Below are 18,345 nucleotides of genomic sequence, written 5' to 3'. Positions count from 1 at the left end.
GTACTCAACAGGTCGCTCACGATCAACAGGGAAACCAGGGATCGTAATAATACTCTGTTTATGATACTATACGATCCAGGCTATGGTACAGTGGGGACTTGCTGATGGGCGAGCGAATCGATTTGCCGGGCGTGTTCGCGTGCTGATGTAGAACGAGCACTTGTGCGGCTCCCACGCTTGTGCTGTTGCTCGTGTAGTCCGAGGCTGACACGCAGGTGGAGCAGCGTCTGAGCGTGAAGCTGGCTCACGCGCGACTGCGAGATACCAAGGGCTTTGCCGATCTCGCTCATGCTGAGGCCCTCGACATAGTAGAGGGCCAGCAGGAGGCGCTCGCGGCGGGGGAGGCGCTCGATGGCCTGGCTGAGGGCTTGCAGAAGCTCACGGCGTTCGACGGTGCTGGCCGGCTCGAGGGTTCCGTGATCTTCCAGAGATTCGCCCAGCGAGTAGTGGTCTCCTTCGCTCTCGGGGGGATGGAGAGGGCTGTCAAGCGAAAGAATGACTGTGCCCACTTCCTGGAGCATGCGCCGGTAGCGCCTCAGCGAGACGCCGAGCGCTGCGGCCATTTCCTCGTCGCGGGCTGGTCGCCCGAGCCGGCGCTCTAGCTCGGCCATCGTCTGCTCGACCTGTTTGATGCGCCGCAGGGCCGAGCGCGAGAACCAGTTGAGCGCGCGCAGTTGGTCGATCACTGCTCCCCGGATGCGGGCGCTGGCAAAGGCTTCGAAGCTGATCCCGCGCGTAGGATCGTAGCGATCAATGGCGTTGATGAGGCCGAGCATGCCATAGCCGATCAGGTCTTCGGCTTCCAGCAGGTGGCGCGCCGGGATGCCCAGGCGATCAACGGTAACTTTCACCAGCGGCACGTAGGCTTCGATCAGGAGGCGGCGCTGTGCCTGGCTATGGGTGCGCATGAACTCGGCCCAGATCTCTTCCAGATGCGCGGAACTGGTCATCGATAGACATCTCCTTGCCTGCTGACTGAGGTCTTGCCCTGCAGACTTCTCTCCTCTCCTGCTGCCTATCTTCCTGGTCTGCGCGACTCCTTGAGGAACTGCCTGCCTCTCTGTCTCCGCCCCTGGCTTCCGTCCTGTTCCCTGGCCGACTCGCTCCTCTTGCTCTGACGCTGTTAGCCCGGGCTTGACCGGCCTTCTTCTGGCTTACCCCATGGATGGCGAGCCTCTCGCCGGAGTTTGACGCTTGAGCGAGCAAACAAGCGATCGACTGGACTGGCAGGCTGGCTATCGGCTGGCTGGGAGAATAGGGGTACCTGGGCTGGCAGTTGCCTGGCGCTCCGTGGCGCTCATCCCGCGGCCCGTGGCTGGCTGACGTTGTCAGGGGCTGGCTGGGCTTGCCTGCTACCTTGCCTAGCTAGAGTGTACGAGAGCACGTGCTGTTGAGCTACTGACAGAGGTCGCTTCCTTGCTATGCCAAAGGTCCTGAAATTCGCTCCTGGGAGCGGATGGCCAGGAAAGGACTAATCATTGTCTGCTTTTTGCCGATATGGATCTCCATAGAGAGATAGAGAGAGGGAGAGGGGAGAGAGGGGAGACCCGGACCGCTTTTGTCCCGACCCCGCTGGCATAGGGGAGCGCCTGGCTCCGATTCTGCTGCGGGGCAGCCCTGGTTTTTGGGTGGCCTGCTCTGATGCCTCTTGCCTGAGCGGCGATCGGGGTCGGAGCCATCACCCACTCACTCTGGCCAACCGACACGAATAGAGCGCAAAACCGGCTGAGCTGATTGCAGCTTTTTTCATTCATTGGGAGGAGACAGCCTACTATGGAGAGACGAGAGTATCAGTCTGAGTACCAGCACGAGTATGAGCCTGCCTGCCAGAGAGAAGGCTCTCAGATGGAAGGGTTGCACCCGGCTCGGGAGGCCGGCGAGCAGCGGCCGCTAGAGGCAGAGGCCCTTGATCCGCTGCGCGAGGCCGGCTTCCTCCCCGAGGAGATTCAGCGCCTGCTGCGGCTGCGTCGCCGCGCCCAGAGCAGCGGCGAGATCCCGCCCTATCTGAGCGGCGATCCCCATCTGCAGTTTGCTCGCTGGCTCTATGAGCATGGGGCTATCAGTGAATTTTCCGCCTCCGAATCGCTGCAAGGGGAGGAAGAAGTCTCCTGACCCTCTTGTCAGCCGCCCGGAGGGTATGATATACTATGCGCCGGAGAGATGTCAGAGTGGTTGATTGAGCCGCTCTCGAAAAGCGGTAGGGTCCGAAAGACCCTCGTGGGTTCGAATCCCACTCTCTCCGCCTTAAGCAGTGGCTCGCTGACGCTCAACCCGCGCAGCGGGTCACTCCCATGTCGGTCTCCCTGATGGATGGCGCGGCCGCCCAATAGCTGCGGCTGGCGCGTGGACCACATGGTCGCTGCTCAAATACGGAGGAGTCTCATAGTGGCCTAGTGAGCACGACTGGAAATCGTGTGGGGTTAACAGCCCCCGTGGGTTCGAATCCCACCTCCTCCGCCTCGTAGGATACTACAAGTGAGGATACCGGAGCAGGGTGCCGGAGTTAGTGGATGGCTCGCGGCTGGTCTGCGTCTATCGCTTGCTCCTGGCGTAGCCTTGCTCTTTCTCTTATTCTGGCCTGGCCCGCGCCCGCTTCTTGCGGCGGCCCGGCTGGGACCGGCAGGGTCGGGGTGGTGGGGAACTCGTCTGGGTTCGGGACAGGAGGTGGTGGCGTCGTGGGCGTTGCTGCGGGCGTGCCCGTCGATACGGGTGGGGAGGGCGATGGAGATGGCGTTGGCTCCGCTGTGGGAGGAACTGGCTGAGAAGGCTCTGGTGTGATGGTCGGCGCTGGCGTGACGGTGGGTGAAGGCTGTGGCTGGGCTGTAGGTGTGGCTGTTGGCGTGGGTGTTGGCATGGGAATAGGTGTCGGCGTGGGTTGCGGTTGCGGCGACGGGGACGGCGAGGGCGGTGGCGATGGTTCGGGGGAAGGCTCCGCAGAGGGCTGGGGCCGCGGTGTCGGCTGTGGATGAGGGCTGGGGCGAGGGCTGGGAGTGACCACAGGCAGGGTCGTTGGTCCCGGCTGGGGCATGGTCAGAGGGCTACCGCACGCCGGAAAAGGTGGAAAACCTGGCCCGCTTGCCGGCTGGGAGAGACCGGTCTGATCGGATGGTGTGAGGCTGGGTGGTAAAGGAACTCTCACGGTGCTTTCGGCTATGTGCCCCTGTGTCTGGGCTGCCAGAGCACCTGCCGACTGGGGAGGCGCAGGCCGGCCTGGCTGGTCGCCTGGCCAGAAGGGCAGACCAAAGCTCAGCACCACTACGAACGCCAGCAGGGCTAGCAATAGCAGGCGCAGCGCGCAGCCACGGTTCCAGAGAGCCATCACCGTATCCAGCATACCGCTACTCAGCTTACCTCCTTTCCTCTCCTCTTCTCCCCTCTTTTCTTCTCCCTCTCTATCTGGCTAGCGTGTCACCGGCTCGCTGCCAGGGCGACGCTCGTGCTGGCGCCTCTCGCGGCTTGCGGCATCCCCAGATTCGCTCTGCTCCTCCACTTCAACCTTCATGAGGGTCGAGAGCTGGCGCTCCTGCTGAAAGCGCCACAGGAGCTTCTCCAGGCAAAGGACGCATTCCAGGGGGCGGCGCATGGTGAATAGCTCACGGCGTCGCCAGTGATCAGCCAGAAAGGCCACTCCGTTGCGCTGACGGCTGACCTGGAGCAGGTGATCGTAGCCAAGCAGGATCTGGCAGCGGCGACCCAGATAGATCAGGCGGCGATCGGTCAAAATCAGCAAGCCGTGGTCGCGCACGGCCTCCTCTGGAGGGGCGAAGGGGCGAAGCTGCTCGTTGCAGAGCGTGGCCTGACAGCAATAGAAAGCGCGCTCGCCAAAGGCCAGGCGCACCGGCACCGGAACCGGCGGTAGCGGATCCTTGAGAGCGGAGCGCCGTCCTGGTCGCTGAAAGAGGGCGGCCGCCTCCTGGCGCCGCTCTCGCTCCTCCTGCAGGCGGGCACGGCGCCGCTGCAACAGCTCGCGACGGGCCACCTGCCAGCCGGCAGGAGCCAGGGCGCGCATCAGGGCCGTTGGTGTCTCCCCTTCGACCATGGGTGTTGTTGCCTCTGCCGAGCCTGACCCCCGCCTGGCCGCGCTCTCGCCGGAGCCTGGCTCGCCCTCGCCACCTGGCGAGGGCAGCAGGCGCGCCTGGGGACAGCTCCGCAGCAAGTAGGCAACCATCTTGCGCACATCCTCCGGCGAGGCAATACCACGCAGAATCACCCGCTGCTGACCAAAGGTCAACTCCAGACGAGCCGAGGGAATACCCAGCAGCGAACGATAGACTGGACGAATGTGCGACAGATGGCGTAGTTCATAGACCGTCCCGTGGACTCGCAGGTGATCGGGGTAGAGCTGGAAGATCCGACCCCAGCCACATGTCCCTTCCACGATCGGCGAGGGCGAAGCCGGCTCCGGACGCCTGCCCGTCTCGGCCTGGCCCTTGCCTCGCTCTGTTCTCCTCTCCTCTTCCACTTCCGCTTCCTCAGACGCCGTTCTCTTTGCTGAAGCTCTTAGAACGCTTTCTATCTCAGAAAACGTTCCAATCGGTCTTTCGTAACATCTCCTCGGGATTTGACGAGCTACCTGAAGGGCGAGAGAAAGGAGGAGATATGCTAGCCGAAGCGGCGCAGCCAGAGGCGCAGCAGGCTCCGACGCAGAGGAGGCCAGAGGCGCTCTATCTCGGCCTCTTCGGTGGGACTGGGCGACTCGTAGGGGGCTGCCCAGCGTTCGCGCACGAACAGCTCGGTCAGCCGGAGCAGAGGCGGGGTTGCTTCGGGTATAGCCTGGCTCAGGCGGGCGCTGTACTCGTAGGGGGTCTGCCAGGAGCGTGGACGGAAGCCAGCCAGGCTGGCCAAGCGACAGAGGCGCCAAAAGAGGCGACTCGCGGCGCTCATCTGGCCTGCGAGCCGGCGCCGCCAGAGAATCGCGCTTGAGGCCAGGAGTAGCAGACCAAACCCCGTCAGGGCTACCAGAGCCAGCGGCAGGGGTGAAGACAGGGCCTTCTGAAGAGGGCCACGCGCTGTTTCCGCACGGCTGTCGGCTGGCGGGGTTGTCGCGTTCCCTTGCTGGCCGGGCTGACCGCCGGGCGTGGTATTCCCGCCGCTGGTGGGAGACGACGAGGGAGAAGGCACCGCCGTTCCCGAGAGGGCAGGACCTTGCGCGAAGCCGGGCGTGGGATCGAAATCGATCCAGCCGTGGCCCGCGAAGTAGACCTGAACCCAGCTATGGGCGTCGCTGCCATTGACCACCCATACCTGACGACCGGCATCGAAATGACCCTGGCTGAAGCCCACCACGATGCGCGCGGGCATCCCCAGCAGGCGGGCCATGACCACCATAGCGCTCGCGTAGTAGGTGCAGTAGCCGGTGTGGGTCTGCAGCAGCCAGCTCACTACGTCGACATGGGCGGGAATCGGCGGATTCGTGATCGAATAGCTGAACTGGCGCGAATCGCTCAGATGGCTCTCCAGCCGCTGCATGGCCTCGAAGGCGTTGGTGGCCCCTTGTGTCCACTGCCGGGCCGTCTCCCTCACGCTTGAAGGCAGGCTCGCCGGCAGCTGCAGATAGTCGCGCTTCAGCACCGCCAGGGCCGGGTCGCTCTGCCAGAAGCGCGGATTGGCCGAGAGCAGAGGGACCTTGGCCAGAGAGTTGGCGTCGACCAGCGGTAGGCGCGCCACAACCGTATAGCGTTCGCCCGGGCGCAGTGGCTCCTGTTGGGCCCAGGCGCTGGGGAGGCCCTGACCATAGATCGTCACAGGAACGCTGAAGAGGACTGGCTGAGGCGGGGCGAACAGGTAGCTCTGCCTGCTCTGAGGGACCTGGAGCAGGTGAATCTCTGCGCTGACCTGGCGGTAGGGAGCGGAGACTGTGTCGGGCGGCAGCGCCTGCCTGGCAGCAAGGCGCATACTCTGCTCCTGCGTCGTCGAGGTCCAGCTATGACCGTCGAAGCGATTGTAGGTCACGGCTTCCAGATAGGTCGGGGCCGCGCTCCCACTATACTCCAGGACGCTGCCCGCTGGCAGAGAGACCGAACCGCTGATCAGCAAACGATCGCCGAAGAAGACCGTTGTCTCGGTCAAAGGCACCTGGGCGGATGGTCCACCGTCGATCAGGCGCTGATGCAGCAGGGTTCCAACCCAGGTATTGAGATTCTGCCACAGGCGATTTCCCCATTGGGGCTGCATGAGCGGAGGGAGCAAGATGGCCGGCAGCAAGGCTAGCAGCATCAGCAGCGAGGTCAAGGCCAGGTTGCGGGCCAGCAACGAGCGGAGCCACGAATGGTCAGCCCAGAGGCCCAGGTTGCGCCAGTCGTCGAGCAGGGTCACCAGATAGAGACGGCCGATCAATAGCAGGAGAGCGCCGAGCATGAGAGGCAGGAGCAAGGGCGATGCCTGGCGGCTATACTGGAGATTGACCAGCATGATCGAACAATAGGTGAGGGCCACCAGCCATGGCAGGCGTGCGCGGTAGGTCAGCCAGCTTCCCAAATAGCCTAAGAAGAAACTGAGGAAGCAGAGATAGAGCAGAAAGATATGTTCGCTAGAGACCACTGCCAGGCCGGGACCAGCACCGCTGCTCAGCACCGAGTGCAGATCAGCCAGGAGCAGGCTCCAGGGAGCGTGCAGAGCTGCGCTCGCCGTCAGCACGAAAGCCAACCAGTAGCCGGCAAAAAAGGCCGAGAGATGCAGCAGCGGCTGGGGCACCAGGCGGCTCTTGGCCACCAGAAAGCCGGCCAGCAACCCCGCGGGAGCGCTCCAGAGGAGAATCCAGGTTCCAGCTACCCAGTCAGCGGAGATCATAGCCAGCACAAGGGCGTAAAGCGCGATCGCCACCAGACCCAGGGGGAGCCAGCCCTCAGCAGGCGCTAAAGCGAGTCTCGGGGAGCTGGCTACGAGGGGCGTCCTGGCCGCAACAGCCTCCCTGATCGCTGGTTTCGCTGCCATCGCTGGTCGGGAGCCATTGAAGGGTGCCTCCCTGCTCGCCTGGCTGTCCTGGACCTGGCGAGGACCTTGCCCGGCGGTTCCTGCAGGAGAAGAAGCGACCTGGCCTGGTTTCATCGCGAGCGGCTCCTGTCCCAAAAGAACGCTATCCCTGCTCGATCAACAATTTTCAGTATCCTCTTTTTTTCAGTATCCTCATGCGAGTCGAGGCCGCTGCAACGGCGGGAGTCCCGGGCTGCGGCCCTGGGGAGGAGCCGCCGCGTCGACGTAGCCGTCGGCCTGTTGGAGCCGGCACAGAGACTGGGGATAGACATCGACCCCGCCCAAGCAGAGGCTGGGCCGGTGCTGGATCGTGACGTCGCCCAGGTCCGCCTCCCGAGCTTTACCGCCAGGGACCTGGGCCTGCACCAGGTCCTCGCTCCGAAGCCCCAGAGCCGTCTGGCGCGAGCCGCAGGGCGAACGAGCAACCTGTACCGGTCCGTCCCGCACCGCTGCCGTTGTCCCTGTCCGGCTGCCTGCCTGATGGTCAGCGTTTGTGAGTGAAGGTCGAGCCAGACAGGCGCGCCGGAGGCGCCGACGCGGGCGATGTCGATCGAATGGGTCTTGAGATCCCCCAGCCGCGTGTGGTTGTACTGGGTTCGGCTCCCGGTTTCGGGTTCGACCGGCGAAGCTGATGGACCAGCGCTCAACGGATACGGTTCACCCCCTGTTCACCGCCGCCGCTTCCTGCCGGACGACAGGGCCTGGGGCTGGTGCGCGCCCCGGAGCGTCGTGACCGGAAGAACGGAGTCCGCGGGTCCCAACGGCGCGGGCTGAGGCTGGTCAACCCGCGGCTGGCTCAGCACAAGCCCACGGCTTTTGCCGTGGGGCGGTTGACTCCACCGATTGATTGATCTCTTCTAATGATACCCCAAAGCTGGCCTTCCTGTCACCTTGAAGGCGGAACATCAGGAAGAAACTCTCTCCAGGCGGAGACGGGCCTTCACCGCTCTGGCGGGCCAGGCCCGGAGCGGTCCAGCGGTGGCGATCGCTTTCGCCTGTCCTTCTGGCCTCTTGTCTGCGCCGGGCCTTTTCTTAGCGGGCAGGCGCGGGGCGGCGTCCGAAGGCCGCCAGTAGCAGGCTAGCGGCGATCACCAGGCAGATGGCCGCGAAGAGAAAGGCGGCGGAGAGATTCACATAGGTTTGGAGCCAGCCGGCCACCGTTGGTCCCAGACTATAACCGATACTCCAGGTCACCGAATAGAAGCCGCTCAGGGTCCCGCGGTGGCGCTCAGAAACCTGTTCCATTGCAAAAGCTGCATAGACCGGCTCAATCAGCAGGCGCAGAAGCGAGCGTGCGTACTCGCCGGCCACAGCGACCAGCAAGATCGGCGAGTAGCCGATCAGAATCATCAGAGGAGCGCTGGCATACATCACCGTAGTGATAATGCCGATCTTGCTCCAGCGGTGCACAAAGAGTGGGGCCGACAAAGCAAACAGGCCGCCGGCCAGACCGGAGATCGTAAAGATCAGCCCGAGCGGCCCTGGCAGCAGTGCGAAGCGCAGCACAAAGAAGAGCTGGATCAGGGCGATGACCGCCCCCTCGCCCATATTGAAAATCAGGTCGGGCACCAACAGTTGCACAAAGACCGCCAGAGGGAAGCCCTCCCTGCCACCCCCGACGGCCTGGGGCCTACTGCTCGTAGCCGCCTGATCGTCTTGGGAGCGAGAGACTCGCGGGCGAGCGGGCTGGAGCAGCCAGAGGGGCAGCCCGAAGAGCAGGCTCACCAGGGAGGCACTCAAGACACCCCAGCGCAGGGCCAGGGCGCTATTGGCGCTCACCTGCAGCACATGAGCGACCAGCTCAGGAACAGCGCCGCCGAGCAGATTGCCCAGGGATCCCACGCCCAGGAGCAGAAAGCTATTGAGCGCCAACACCCCCACGCGCTGCTCCTCGCGGCTCTTCTCGATCAGAAGAGGGATATTGGTCACCCAGAAAGCCGTGGAGGCCACTCCCTGCAGAAAGGCGGCCAGCAGCAGGAGCGGAGCTGCTGAAGTCAGGCCGATCATCGCCAGAAACAGAGGCGTCAGCAGGGCCGAGGCCAGCAGCACCGGCTTATAGCCCAGGCGATCGGCCAGCATGCCGCTGGGAACGGCGCTCACCAGCGAACCCAGGGCCGGCATCGCGCTCAGCAGTCCGATGAAGTCCGGCTGGTAGCCCAGACTATGGGCATAGTAATTGACATCGAGCGTTCCAATAGTCAGCTGGAACCCCTTGCCGAGCGTATAGAACAGCAGCAGATAGACATCGCGCGGAAGCTGAAACCAGGTCAAGAGGTCCCTCATTCCCCTGCCACCTTCCCCCGGCTGGTTGCCCGGCGACCCCTCTCCCGCGCTCTTGGCAGAGCGAGCAGAATCCCGCGAGAGATCGGGCCTGGAAGACATTGTCTGCGACTCCTGTCGTCCTCATACGTAGAGCGAAGTGGAGAAAAAAGAAAGATGGAAAGAGCCATGCCTTCGTAGGGTATCATATCCGCGAGGGGCCTGGCAACGGTCGCCTGAGCGGGGACCGGCCTGGTGAGCCAGTCAGCCAGGCAGTTGTTGTATCAACCGGGCGGGCAGATTGTTCCTTGGGAGCTGGCCCGGGCCGGCCCCTGGCTGCCGATCACATCAGCAGAAGGAGAGAAAGAGCCTTTCATGATCGACGGAATCAGCTTCCACCCGGGCATGGGTCAGATCCACCTGTATCCTGGAGAGCTGTTGGCCTGGTTGCTGGTCGGACTGATCGCCGGCTTCCTGGCGGCGAAGCTCGTCCGTGGGCAGGGACTGGGGTGTCTGCTAGACATCTGCGTTGGGCTAGTGGGGGCCGTCATAGGAGGCTTCCTGATGAGCCTGCTGGGTATCAATGAAACCTTCCACTTTCTGGGAACGACGCTGGTAGCCTTTCTGGGGGCCTGCCTGCTCTTGCTCCTGGTCGAACTCATCACCGGGGGGAGGCGCTCCATCTAAACTAAAGTGGGGAGCGCAGGGCCAGACCGCGTTGTTCTCGGGCACTAAGCCAGCCAGGCATCCATGCACGAATCAGGCGCGTGGGAGAAGGTCGCCGCTCCGCCCCTGGAGTAGCAGCAAGGGCGGCTGGGAGGTCTCTCGCCAGTCCTGTGCCCCTCTCCCGCCAGCCCGGCTGGCTTGTCGCCTTTAGTACTTGATCAAGGCAAAGACATCGTAGCCCTTGAGGCGCTCGCGGCCCTTCAGATAGGTCAGCTCGACCAGGAAAGCGATTCCGGCAATATGGCCACCCAACTTCTCGACTAGCTCCATCGCCGCCGAGACGGTGCCGCCGGTCGCCAGCAGATCATCAACGATCAGCACGCGCTCGCCTGGCTTGATGGCATCGGTATGCATCTCCACAATATTGGTGCCGTACTCCAGCGCATACTCCACGCTGACCGTCTTCGCTGGCAGCTTGCCAAACTTACGGACAGGGACGAAGCCGCAGCCGAGCAAGTAGGCCAGGGGGGCACCGAAAATAAAGCCGCGGGATTCGACGCCAACGACAGTTTGAATGCCGGCGCCGGAGTAGTGGGCTGCCAGGCGATCAATGGCGGCGCGGAAAGCCTCGGGATTCTGCAGAAGAGGGGTGATATCGCGAAAGAGGACCCCCTTCTGAGGGAAATCGGGAATATCTCTAATCCAGTCTTCCAGCCGTAGTGGCCCCGACGCAGATGACGATGACATCCTAAGCGCTCCGTTTCCTTCCTCAACAAAGAACTAAGTCAGGCCGCCTCTCCAGGGGCTTGCTTGCGCGTAGCGAATCCACGACCGGCCTAGCACAGAAGTGATCAGGCCGCGCAGGTCCTCCCTCCCTCTCTCTCTCTCGTTCTCGTTCCTGAACGAGTGGGCCGTGACAGGATGGCTGGGTAGAGCTGTCTGACCTGGCTTTCACCTGATCACACGCTTGGGCATTGCCTTCGGATTCCGTAGATTAGTATAGCACGAATCTCATGCCTGGCGAGGGAGGAAGCAGAAAATCCCCCTCTGCCGGTCAGGGGCAGAGAAAGGTCCGGCGGGGAGCCACGATATCCCCCGCCGGACCGGCTGGCCAGGCGAGCTGGCCCATGAGGGTCAGCCGCCTGAGTCTGGTCTCATCTGGGTATAGGCAACTAAGGAATCAGGCACCTGCCACGGGGGCCGACGACGGCTCACCCTGGACCAGCTCCGCGGTGCAGTAGGCGCAGCGGCGTGCTCCGACAGGGATGCTGCTCAGGCAATAGGGGCACTCGTGCGTGGCCGCTTCCTCGGGCACGCCCTTTTTGTGCCGGGCCATCAGCTTGCTGACTGGCAAGACGATCAAGAAATAGAGCACTGCCGCCACAATCAGAAAGCTGACGGCGCTGTTGATGACCGTCCCGAAGGCAAAGCGGCCCGCGTTCAGCCGTGAGAAGTCGAAGCCGCCGAAGAGGCCGATCAGAGGAGTAATCAGTCCACTGACGATAGAGTTGACCAGGTTGGTAAAGGCGGCGCCGATCACGATACCGACGGCCAGATCGACCACGTTGCCGCGCAAGATAAAGGCTTTGAAGCCACCCAAGGTTTCTCTGGCACCTCTGCCCACTTTGGTGAGCGTCTCGTTCTGAAGCATAGACATCGTCTCTTTCCCTCCAATCTGTGCGTGCGCAAACTACCGCGCCGCTGAAGCTGCCAGCCTCGCTGCCGATAGGGCAGGAGCTGGGTGGGCTGCCTGGTCTGGGCCATTCTACCCCAGAAACAGCTTACCATATTTTCTTGCGAAGCTGAACGGGGCGAGGCTGCCGCCCGTGGAGAGCATCAGCCGGGAGCGCCCAACCTCTGAACAAAGAAGAGCTTATAAGAGACAAAGCCGCTTGCGAAGCCGAGTCCTGGCCTGTTGGCGGGAGAGAAGGGCTGCAAATAGCCCGTGTGTAGCGTATAATCTAAAACTGGGAGAGGTTAGTTTGAGCAGGCAGAAAGCTACTATGGAGCACGACCAGTCAGGGACGTTGATGAATCCAGTGAATCCATCGGCTCTCGGGGCGGCGACAGGTCAGCGTTCCCAGGGCGAGCCAGGCGAGGTTGCGGAGGCGGAACGAGGAACAGCCCCAGAGCAGGCGCGTCTGCGTCAGGGAATCATGCATGTACGCATTCGCCACTTTTATTGTACCCTGGAAGAAATGGCCAACCCCGCCCTGCGCGGGCTACCGTTCGTCGTAGGGACCGGCACAGGCCGTCCGAACGAGCCGGGCCGCGTCATTGATGCTTCCCCGGCCGCCGTGCGCCTGGGCATTGTCCCCGGCATGCCCCTGCGGCGGGCCTATCGTCTCGCCCCACGTACACTCTTCTTGCCGGCCTCCTACGAGCGCTATCAGCCGGTGCTGCAACGCCTGCGCGAGTGCTATCGCGCCTGTTCGCACATCGTAGAATCGCTGCCCCTGGCCGATGCTTTTATCGACCTGAGTGGCTGCTCCCAGCCCGTGGCCTCGCCGGTTCTCCTGGCGCAGCGGCTCAGTAGCGAAATTGCCGCCCTTGGCCTGACCGCCCTGATTGGCATCGCCAACGGCAAGACCATCGCCGAGCTGGCCGCCCTCGTGAGTCGCAAAGACGGGCGTCAGGGCATTCTCTATATCCCGCCGGGTCGTGAAGCCTCCTTCGTGCAGTCGCTTCCCCTCACTCTGCTGCTGCAGCTCCACAGCGGCGAGCCGGGCATGGCTGGTGGGCGAGACGGAGACGCAGAAGGTGCCGGCCTGCGCCCGACATGGACCCCCGAGATCGAGTCGCGGGCCGAGCGCTTCGAGGCAGAAGAGCTGGCCGAGCTGGTCGCTCACCTGCGCGATTTCGGCATCACCAGCTTTGCTCAGGTGGCTCCCCTCTCTCCCGACGGACTGGAGCGACGCCTGGGGCGGCTGGGACGCTGGCTACATCGTCTGGCTCAGGGCGAAGATTACAGCCTGGTGATCCCCGATGCCCCGCCCCTCAGCCAGAACGCGCGCATTCGCTTCCCGCATGCTGCTGATGCCGATGAAACCTGTGCAGCCATTCACAAGCTGGGCGAGTATCTGGCTGGGCGCCTGCGCGAGCAGCGCCTCAAGGGCCGCGTGGTCGCCCTATTGCTCTGGCCCGCCCGCCCCCGTCGCGATACTCGCCGCCTGCTGTTAGATGAGCAGGGCGAAGAGGCCATCGCGCGGGCGGCCGAGGAAGCCATCGGCGGTCAGATTACCCTCGAGCGCCATACCAACGAGAGCGATGTTCTGATCAATCATCTGCTGATGCTCTTCGCCCATTACCATTGCTCCGGCACGCGCTACCTTCAGGTGCTGGCGCGTATCGGCGACATCATCACCGCCGTCACTCCCTATTACCCGCCCGCGGCGCGCGCCCGCGGCAGACCGACCCGGCGCCTGGACCTGAGCACGCGCAAGCTGAACGGTGAACGGTAAGCTCGACCGGCCACTCCGCTCGGCTCCACTCAGCTCCGCCGCGTTCAGCCCCACTTCCAGTGGGCTGGTCCCCGCCCCGGGCAGAGGCAGAGCAGGACCCCTGATTGAAAAAGCAACAAGGCCTGTTCACCATACGTTATACTCAGGGAGAGAGGAAAGCCCTCTCCCCTTCTGATCAAGCTGGACGAAGAAAACCATATCACCGGTGCCTGTAATAGATTCGTATATATTCAGATCAAGCTGCCTGGGGGTTATTTCCGAGGTAATCCATGTCTGATATGCTGATAAATGACTATCATTCAAAGCGCGAAGCGGAAGCAGAAGCGGATCGACATCGCTCGCTGGAGGAAGCGAGCCTGACCGGCCCTGGCCTATCCGAGGGAGAGGTGGAGCAGGCAAGTCAGCAATTAGAGGGGCGGGAGGCGGCAAGCCACCTGGCCGATGAAGACACCGTCAAGCTGCAGAGCATGGCGGCGGCCAGAGCGGTAGAGCAGCGGGCCAGCGAAGAGGCGCGAGCTGCCATCGAGCGAGCGGCAGCGACCTGGTCCTCGCTGTTGCGCGCGGGGCCGGCGCCGGTAGCTTTTCCCGCGGCGGCCCCAGACAGTGCCGGCCAGCCGGGGACGCAGTCGCTCGAGCAGGAGAGCAGGTCCCAAAAGGGAAAAGAGGAGGCGCGCAAGGCCGCCCTCAGCGAGGCCGAAACCCTGCCTTTGGCCAGCGCCAGCCCAGCAAAGTCCGTCCTCGCCTCGCCGCTGGCCGAGGCCGAAACCCTGCCGCTGGCCACCCCAAACCTGGCCACGGCGCCTGCGGAGCCGGGCCTCGCTCAATTGGCGACCCCGCTGCAGCCTGGCCAACTCGCGGAACCGGAGCCGGAGAAGCAGTCATCGAGAGAGGGAGCCAGGCCAACCGCCCCGGCGAGGCGACGACTGGGCCTGCGTCCTCCCCAGTGGCCGCGCCGCCTCTGGAAGCAGGCCCGTCATGGCACAGGGCGCCAGCGCCTCAAAGCCCTTGTCCTGCTTGCCATCCTCCTGCTTGGCGTTAGCCTGCCTATCGTAGGAGGGCTGGTTGTAGGCCTCCAGGCCTATCTCACCTACAGCACGCTCCGTGGGCAAGCCTCCGCTGGCGTCGAGCACCTGCTGGCCCTCAAGTCCATCTTCAACGGCGTCAAGTCTCATCCCTCTAGCTTCTTCGAGGCCAGCAAGCTCAATCAGGCTGCCCAGGAGCTGCAGCAAGCCCGGCAATCCTTCAGCGAAGCGCGGGACACCATCGACCACTCTGCCCTCATCCATACCCTTATTTCGCTGCTGCCGCAGTACCAGGTGCAAGTCAACTCGGCGCGGGCCGCGGCTCAGATAGGTGCTGACGTCAGCCTCATCGGCCTCAAGCTCATCCCTGCGGCCAGGAGCCTGGCGCCGCACTTCCAGGGTCCCCTCCTCAGCGATTCCAACAAGCCGCTGGTCACGCAGGACATGCTCGACCTGCTGAGCCGGACCATCGACGACATCATGCCCTCGCTGCGTGACATTGAAGCCCAGAGCCAGAATCTCTCGCTGGAGGCCCTCCCGCTCAGCAGCAGCCAGCGTCAGCAAGTACAGCAACTGTTGCAAGTGCTGCCCATGCTTCGGCAGAGCCTGGCCCAGGCGCGCGAGCTGCTCGGCGCTGCTGGCTGGTTACTGGGGGTAGACAAACCGCGCACCTATCTGGTGCAGACCATGGACCGCTCCGAGCTGCGGCCAGCCGGCGGCTTCACCGGCCAATACGGAGAGCTGACCATCAACGCTGGCCGAATCGCCCCTTTCTCGCTCAGAGACATCTCCTTTGTCGAATACACCTCCGGCAGTCCAACCCTGGGGCAGCTTGCGCCCGAGCCTTATCGCTCCTGGTGGCCCTTTGCCAACTGGGGCTTGCGCGACTCCAATCTCTCGGCGGACTTCCCCACCAGCGGACAACTGGCCATCCAGGCCTATCAGCGCGAAGTGGGGCGGCATGTCGACGGCATCATTGCCCTCACCCCCTTCTTCATCGAGCACGTCTTGCAGGTCATTGGCCCGATCACCGTACCGGGCTACAACGAGACCATCACCGCCCAGAATCTCGAAGATCGTCTCCACTTCTACCAGCTTGACAGCGAAGGCGTGCGCAAGCAGCAAATCGTCCAACACGTCGACGATTCCGGGCAAGCGCGCAAACTCTTCACTTCCCGCCTGGCGCAGACCCTGCTCGATCGCGTGCGCCACGCTCCGCCCGACGAGATCCTGGCCATTGCCCATGAGGCTCTCTATGACCTCAAGACCAAAGACATCGAAATCTATGTCACCGACCCGCGCGTCGAGCAGCTGCTCATCCAATATGGCTATGGCGGGCAGATCGATCGCTCGACCAGTCACGATGGCCTCTTCATTGTCCAGGCCAACCTCAACGCTACCAAAGCCTCGCAGTACGTGCGCACCCTGATCCACGACGTCGTCACGCTTGACGCCAGCGGCGGAGCCACACACTATCTCCAGCTCCGCCTGGCCTATACCGATACCGGACCGGTCTACGGCTACGACACCTATCGCGACTACGTACGCATCTATGTGCCGCCCAACAGCAAGCTGCTGAGCGGCGACGGCTTCGACAGCGGAACGCCTCTCTGCGGGGGGCCGTTGCCGGCCTGTAACGCGACCGTTGTCTATCCGCATGACGAACTGATGTGTCCGCCGGGACAATACCAGCCTGGGGCGGCCTCGCCGACCCTCAGCGACGAGAATCCTGGCGACTGGCACCCGCTGGACAGCGTTGGACCCCCGACCAACACCGTCAGCGATATAGCGGGGCGGGCCATGTTCGGCGGCTGGGTCGTGGTGCCCAAGAACTGCACCATCACCGTCACCCTCTCCTGGTATGTGCCTCCCCTCAACAAGGGGCACTACGCCCTGCTGGTCCAGCGCCAGGCGGGCACCTACCCGGAGCTGGATGTCACCATTCTGCCGCCTGATCCCTGCAGCCAGCTCGGCCTGGCCGGCACCCATGTCGATACCCTCATGAGCAGCGACCTGCTCGTCAGCCCGCGCAGCCTCGCGAGCGGCGGCAGCCAGGGACACGGGCAAGCCGCTGCCAGCCAGAGCAGCTGCTACCCGCGCCTGGGCGTCTAGATCGGGCAAGGCAGGCCCGGGGCCAGCGCCAGGCCGATCAGGCGGAACGACCTCTCTCTGCCCTGGGCCTGCTCTCAGTGCTGTATAGTCTCTAAAATGCGTAAAAGCTTGACCAATCAGTTAGTATGTAGTATGCTTGTTCTCCAGATAGGGCAGAGTGCTTGTCTTCGTGTAGCGAGAAGGCTAAGAAGGCTCCTGTTGCCAGCGGCTCATGCTTGGGATATACTGCTCTTGCAGTAGGTTGTATTCTCAGGGCTAGCTAATCTGGGAAGATAGTAGAAGAGAAGAACTCATGGAACTGCCGGCGCTCTTGAGTATCAAACGCACTGAAAGCGTCTATCGTTTCCGGCTTGACCTGCCTGAGTATTCTGCCAGGGAAGGTAGCAAGGAAGGGCGCGAGTACGTCACGGAGATCACCCCTGAGCTTAGAGAGCGGCTCAGGAGGAGTATGCAGGCCGTGACCCAATACATGCAGACGCAGGCTCTGGCCGAGAGCAAGCGCCAGACGATGAAGCTGGGCGCTATCAACGATTCGGTACAGGCTCTGGGGCGCTTTCTCTTTGAGCAACTGCTGCCGTCGCCGTTGCAGGAGGCGCTGCGGCATCTCGATCTCCCCCTCTTGCTTGAAACCAACACCCCTGAGATCCCCTGGGAGCTATGTTTTGATGGGAGCATCCGCCCAGGCTCCTTTCTCTGTCAGCGTCTGAGCGTCAGCCGGCTGGCGGGTGAGCCACGGCAAGAACGCATGGCGCCGCTGGCGGAGCGGATGCAGCGCAAGATGGGAAGGCGCGACCAGGCGGGCCTCTCGGTCCTCTTCCTCGTCAATCCGACGGGTGAGCGCAGCGCGGCTGAAGAGGAAGTAGCTGCGCTGTGCACTGCCCTGCCCGAGTCGATTGGGCGCACGATCCTCTATCGTCAGCAGGCCAATCAGCTTGACATGCGCATGCGCATCAGCGGTGAGCCGCCGCAGATCATTCACTATGCTGGCGTAGGGCCGTTGCTGGTGGCGGGTGAGCCGGCATTGGCGCTGGCGGGCAGCTCGCGGCTGGATAGCGAGGTAGCGGCCCAGCTCTTCCAACTCTTGCCGAGGCGTCCTCTGATCTTTTTCAGCCACTACGAAAGCGAGCGAGCGGGTGGGAGAGGAGCGGGCGGCCTAACCGCCCCCAGTCTGGCGGCTGCTTCGGCCAGCCAGCCGGAGCGGGAGGAGCTGCTGCAGCGTCTGGCGCGGCGCCTGATCGAGGCCGGAGCTGGCGCCATCGTGGTTCTGCGCTGGCCCCTGCCGACCGCACGCATCCGTGAGTTTGCTGTGCTGCTCTATCAGGAGCTGGCCGATGGGGTCGCCGTTGGGGAGGCCGTCAGGCGCAGCCGCGCCATCCTGGCCCAGCGGCGCCCGGAGCAGGCGGCCTGGATCTCCTTTCAGCTCTATGGCGACCCATTGCTGCGCCTGAGCTTCGGCCTACCCGAGCGCAATCCCGCCGACTACGTCGATATCTTTGAAGAGGAGGAAGAGCCACTGATCCCCTCGCTGCCATCTTCGTCGCACACGCTCGACAGGCGCTTCCTGGAGGAGGTACTCAGCATTGCTCTGGCGGAGGCGCGACGTATGCGCAAGGACTACCTGGGGACTCCCCATCTCTTCATTGCCCTCACGAAGCTTGACGGGGGCTGTACTCAGGATGCCTTGCGCAGCCTCAATTTTTCGCCCAAGCAGGTGCGCGATGTCATTCGCAGCGCTCTGGGCAGCGGCAAGGCCACCAGCGACACGCCGATCCTGCCGACCAGGCGCTGCAAGGAGATTCTCTTGACCGCCGAGCGCAATGCCCTCAGCGCCGGGGCCACCATGATCGACGAGC

General features: G+C 63.4%; 11 protein-coding genes and 2 tRNA genes. 7 read left to right on the top strand and 6 right to left on the bottom strand.

Going from position 1 to position 18,345, the window contains the following annotated elements:
- Positions 1 to 80: 80 nt before the first annotated feature.
- Positions 81 to 950: a FliA/WhiG family RNA polymerase sigma factor gene (locus tag ACFMO7_RS02230; RefSeq protein ID WP_376793903.1), complete on the bottom strand. Its 870-nt coding sequence runs from the start codon at positions 948 to 950 to the stop codon at positions 81 to 83.
- 823 nt (positions 951 to 1,773) lie between these two features.
- On the opposite strand from ACFMO7_RS02230, the gene ACFMO7_RS02225 reads away from it, so the two are divergent.
- From ACFMO7_RS02225 to ACFMO7_RS02215, 3 genes are all read left to right on the top strand, one after another.
- Positions 1,774 to 2,112: a hypothetical protein gene (locus tag ACFMO7_RS02225; protein ID WP_376793902.1), complete on the top strand. Its 339-nt coding sequence runs from the start codon at positions 1,774 to 1,776 to the stop codon at positions 2,110 to 2,112.
- A 42-nt stretch (positions 2,113 to 2,154) separates the two neighbouring features.
- A tRNA-Ser gene (locus tag ACFMO7_RS02220) sits at positions 2,155 to 2,242 on the top strand.
- Positions 2,243 to 2,371: 129 nt separating this feature from the next.
- A tRNA-Ser gene (locus ACFMO7_RS02215) sits at positions 2,372 to 2,457 on the top strand.
- Positions 2,458 to 3,400: 943 nt separating this feature from the next.
- On the opposite strand, the gene ACFMO7_RS02210 is transcribed toward ACFMO7_RS02215, so the two are convergent.
- From ACFMO7_RS02210 to ACFMO7_RS02200, 3 genes are all read right to left on the bottom strand, one after another.
- Complete coding sequence (locus ACFMO7_RS02210) at positions 3,401 to 4,462, bottom strand: hypothetical protein (RefSeq protein ID WP_376793901.1); 1,062 nt, start codon at positions 4,460 to 4,462, stop codon at positions 3,401 to 3,403.
- Between the two features lie 140 nt (positions 4,463 to 4,602).
- Positions 4,603 to 7,047: a DUF3488 and DUF4129 domain-containing transglutaminase family protein gene (locus ACFMO7_RS02205; protein WP_376793900.1), complete on the bottom strand. Its 2,445-nt coding sequence runs from the start codon at positions 7,045 to 7,047 to the stop codon at positions 4,603 to 4,605.
- A 957-nt stretch (positions 7,048 to 8,004) separates the two neighbouring features.
- Positions 8,005 to 9,354, bottom strand: coding sequence for an MFS transporter (locus tag ACFMO7_RS02200; protein ID WP_376793899.1), 1,350 nt, complete (start codon positions 9,352 to 9,354; stop codon positions 8,005 to 8,007).
- 252 nt (positions 9,355 to 9,606) lie between these two features.
- On the opposite strand from ACFMO7_RS02200, the gene ACFMO7_RS02195 reads away from it, so the two are divergent.
- Entirely contained in the window at positions 9,607 to 9,918 is a 312-nt protein-coding gene (locus tag ACFMO7_RS02195) for a GlsB/YeaQ/YmgE family stress response membrane protein (protein ID WP_376793898.1), read from the top strand.
- 186 nt (positions 9,919 to 10,104) lie between these two features.
- On the opposite strand, the gene ACFMO7_RS02190 is transcribed toward ACFMO7_RS02195, so the two are convergent.
- Together ACFMO7_RS02190 and mscL are read right to left on the bottom strand one after the other, a co-directional pair.
- Positions 10,105 to 10,644, bottom strand: coding sequence for an adenine phosphoribosyltransferase (locus tag ACFMO7_RS02190; protein WP_297162753.1), 540 nt, complete (start codon positions 10,642 to 10,644; stop codon positions 10,105 to 10,107).
- A 433-nt stretch (positions 10,645 to 11,077) separates the two neighbouring features.
- The gene (gene mscL / locus ACFMO7_RS02185) at positions 11,078 to 11,554 is read right to left on the bottom strand and encodes a large conductance mechanosensitive channel protein MscL (protein ID WP_376793897.1); all 477 of its coding nucleotides are present in this window, start codon (positions 11,552 to 11,554) and stop codon (positions 11,078 to 11,080) included.
- A gap of 325 nt (positions 11,555 to 11,879) precedes the next feature.
- Here mscL and ACFMO7_RS02180 point away from each other — a divergent pair, with 325 nt between their 5' ends.
- The 3 genes from ACFMO7_RS02180 to ACFMO7_RS02170 all read left to right on the top strand — a co-directional run.
- The gene (locus tag ACFMO7_RS02180; protein WP_376793896.1) at positions 11,880 to 13,358 is read left to right on the top strand and encodes a hypothetical protein; all 1,479 of its coding nucleotides are present in this window, start codon (positions 11,880 to 11,882) and stop codon (positions 13,356 to 13,358) included.
- Between the two features lie 278 nt (positions 13,359 to 13,636).
- Complete coding sequence (locus tag ACFMO7_RS02175) at positions 13,637 to 16,492, top strand: DUF4012 domain-containing protein (protein WP_376793895.1); 2,856 nt, start codon at positions 13,637 to 13,639, stop codon at positions 16,490 to 16,492.
- Between the two features lie 292 nt (positions 16,493 to 16,784).
- Positions 16,785 to 18,345, top strand: a 1,561-nt coding sequence (locus ACFMO7_RS02170) for a CHAT domain-containing protein (RefSeq protein ID WP_376793894.1), incomplete at its 3' end; no start/stop codon positions are given.

Source organism: Thermogemmatispora sp., from assembly GCF_042408735.1.
Taxonomy (GTDB): Bacteria; Chloroflexota; Ktedonobacteria; order Ktedonobacterales; family Ktedonobacteraceae; genus Thermogemmatispora.
The sequence above is the reverse complement of the archived record's forward strand: the minus strand, read 5'-3'. Positions and strand labels throughout refer to the sequence as shown.

Excerpts from the sequence above, each read along its gene's own strand:
- ACFMO7_RS02230 (WP_376793903.1), bottom strand. The coding sequence starts at position 950 with ATGACCAGTTCCGCGCATCTGGAAGAGATCTGGGCCGAGTTCATGCGC.
- ACFMO7_RS02225 (WP_376793902.1), top strand. The coding sequence starts at position 1,774 with ATGGAGAGACGAGAGTATCAGTCTGAGTACCAGCACGAGTATGAGCCT.
- ACFMO7_RS02205 (WP_376793900.1), bottom strand. The coding sequence starts at position 7,047 with ATGAAACCAGGCCAGGTCGCTTCTTCTCCTGCAGGAACCGCCGGGCAA.
- ACFMO7_RS02200 (WP_376793899.1), bottom strand. The coding sequence starts at position 9,354 with ATGTCTTCCAGGCCCGATCTCTCGCGGGATTCTGCTCGCTCTGCCAAG.
- ACFMO7_RS02195 (WP_376793898.1), top strand. The coding sequence starts at position 9,607 with ATGATCGACGGAATCAGCTTCCACCCGGGCATGGGTCAGATCCACCTG.
- ACFMO7_RS02190 (WP_297162753.1), bottom strand. The coding sequence starts at position 10,644 with ATGTCATCGTCATCTGCGTCGGGGCCACTACGGCTGGAAGACTGGATT.
- mscL (WP_376793897.1), bottom strand. The coding sequence starts at position 11,554 with ATGTCTATGCTTCAGAACGAGACGCTCACCAAAGTGGGCAGAGGTGCC.
- ACFMO7_RS02175 (WP_376793895.1), top strand. The coding sequence starts at position 13,637 with ATGCTGATAAATGACTATCATTCAAAGCGCGAAGCGGAAGCAGAAGCG.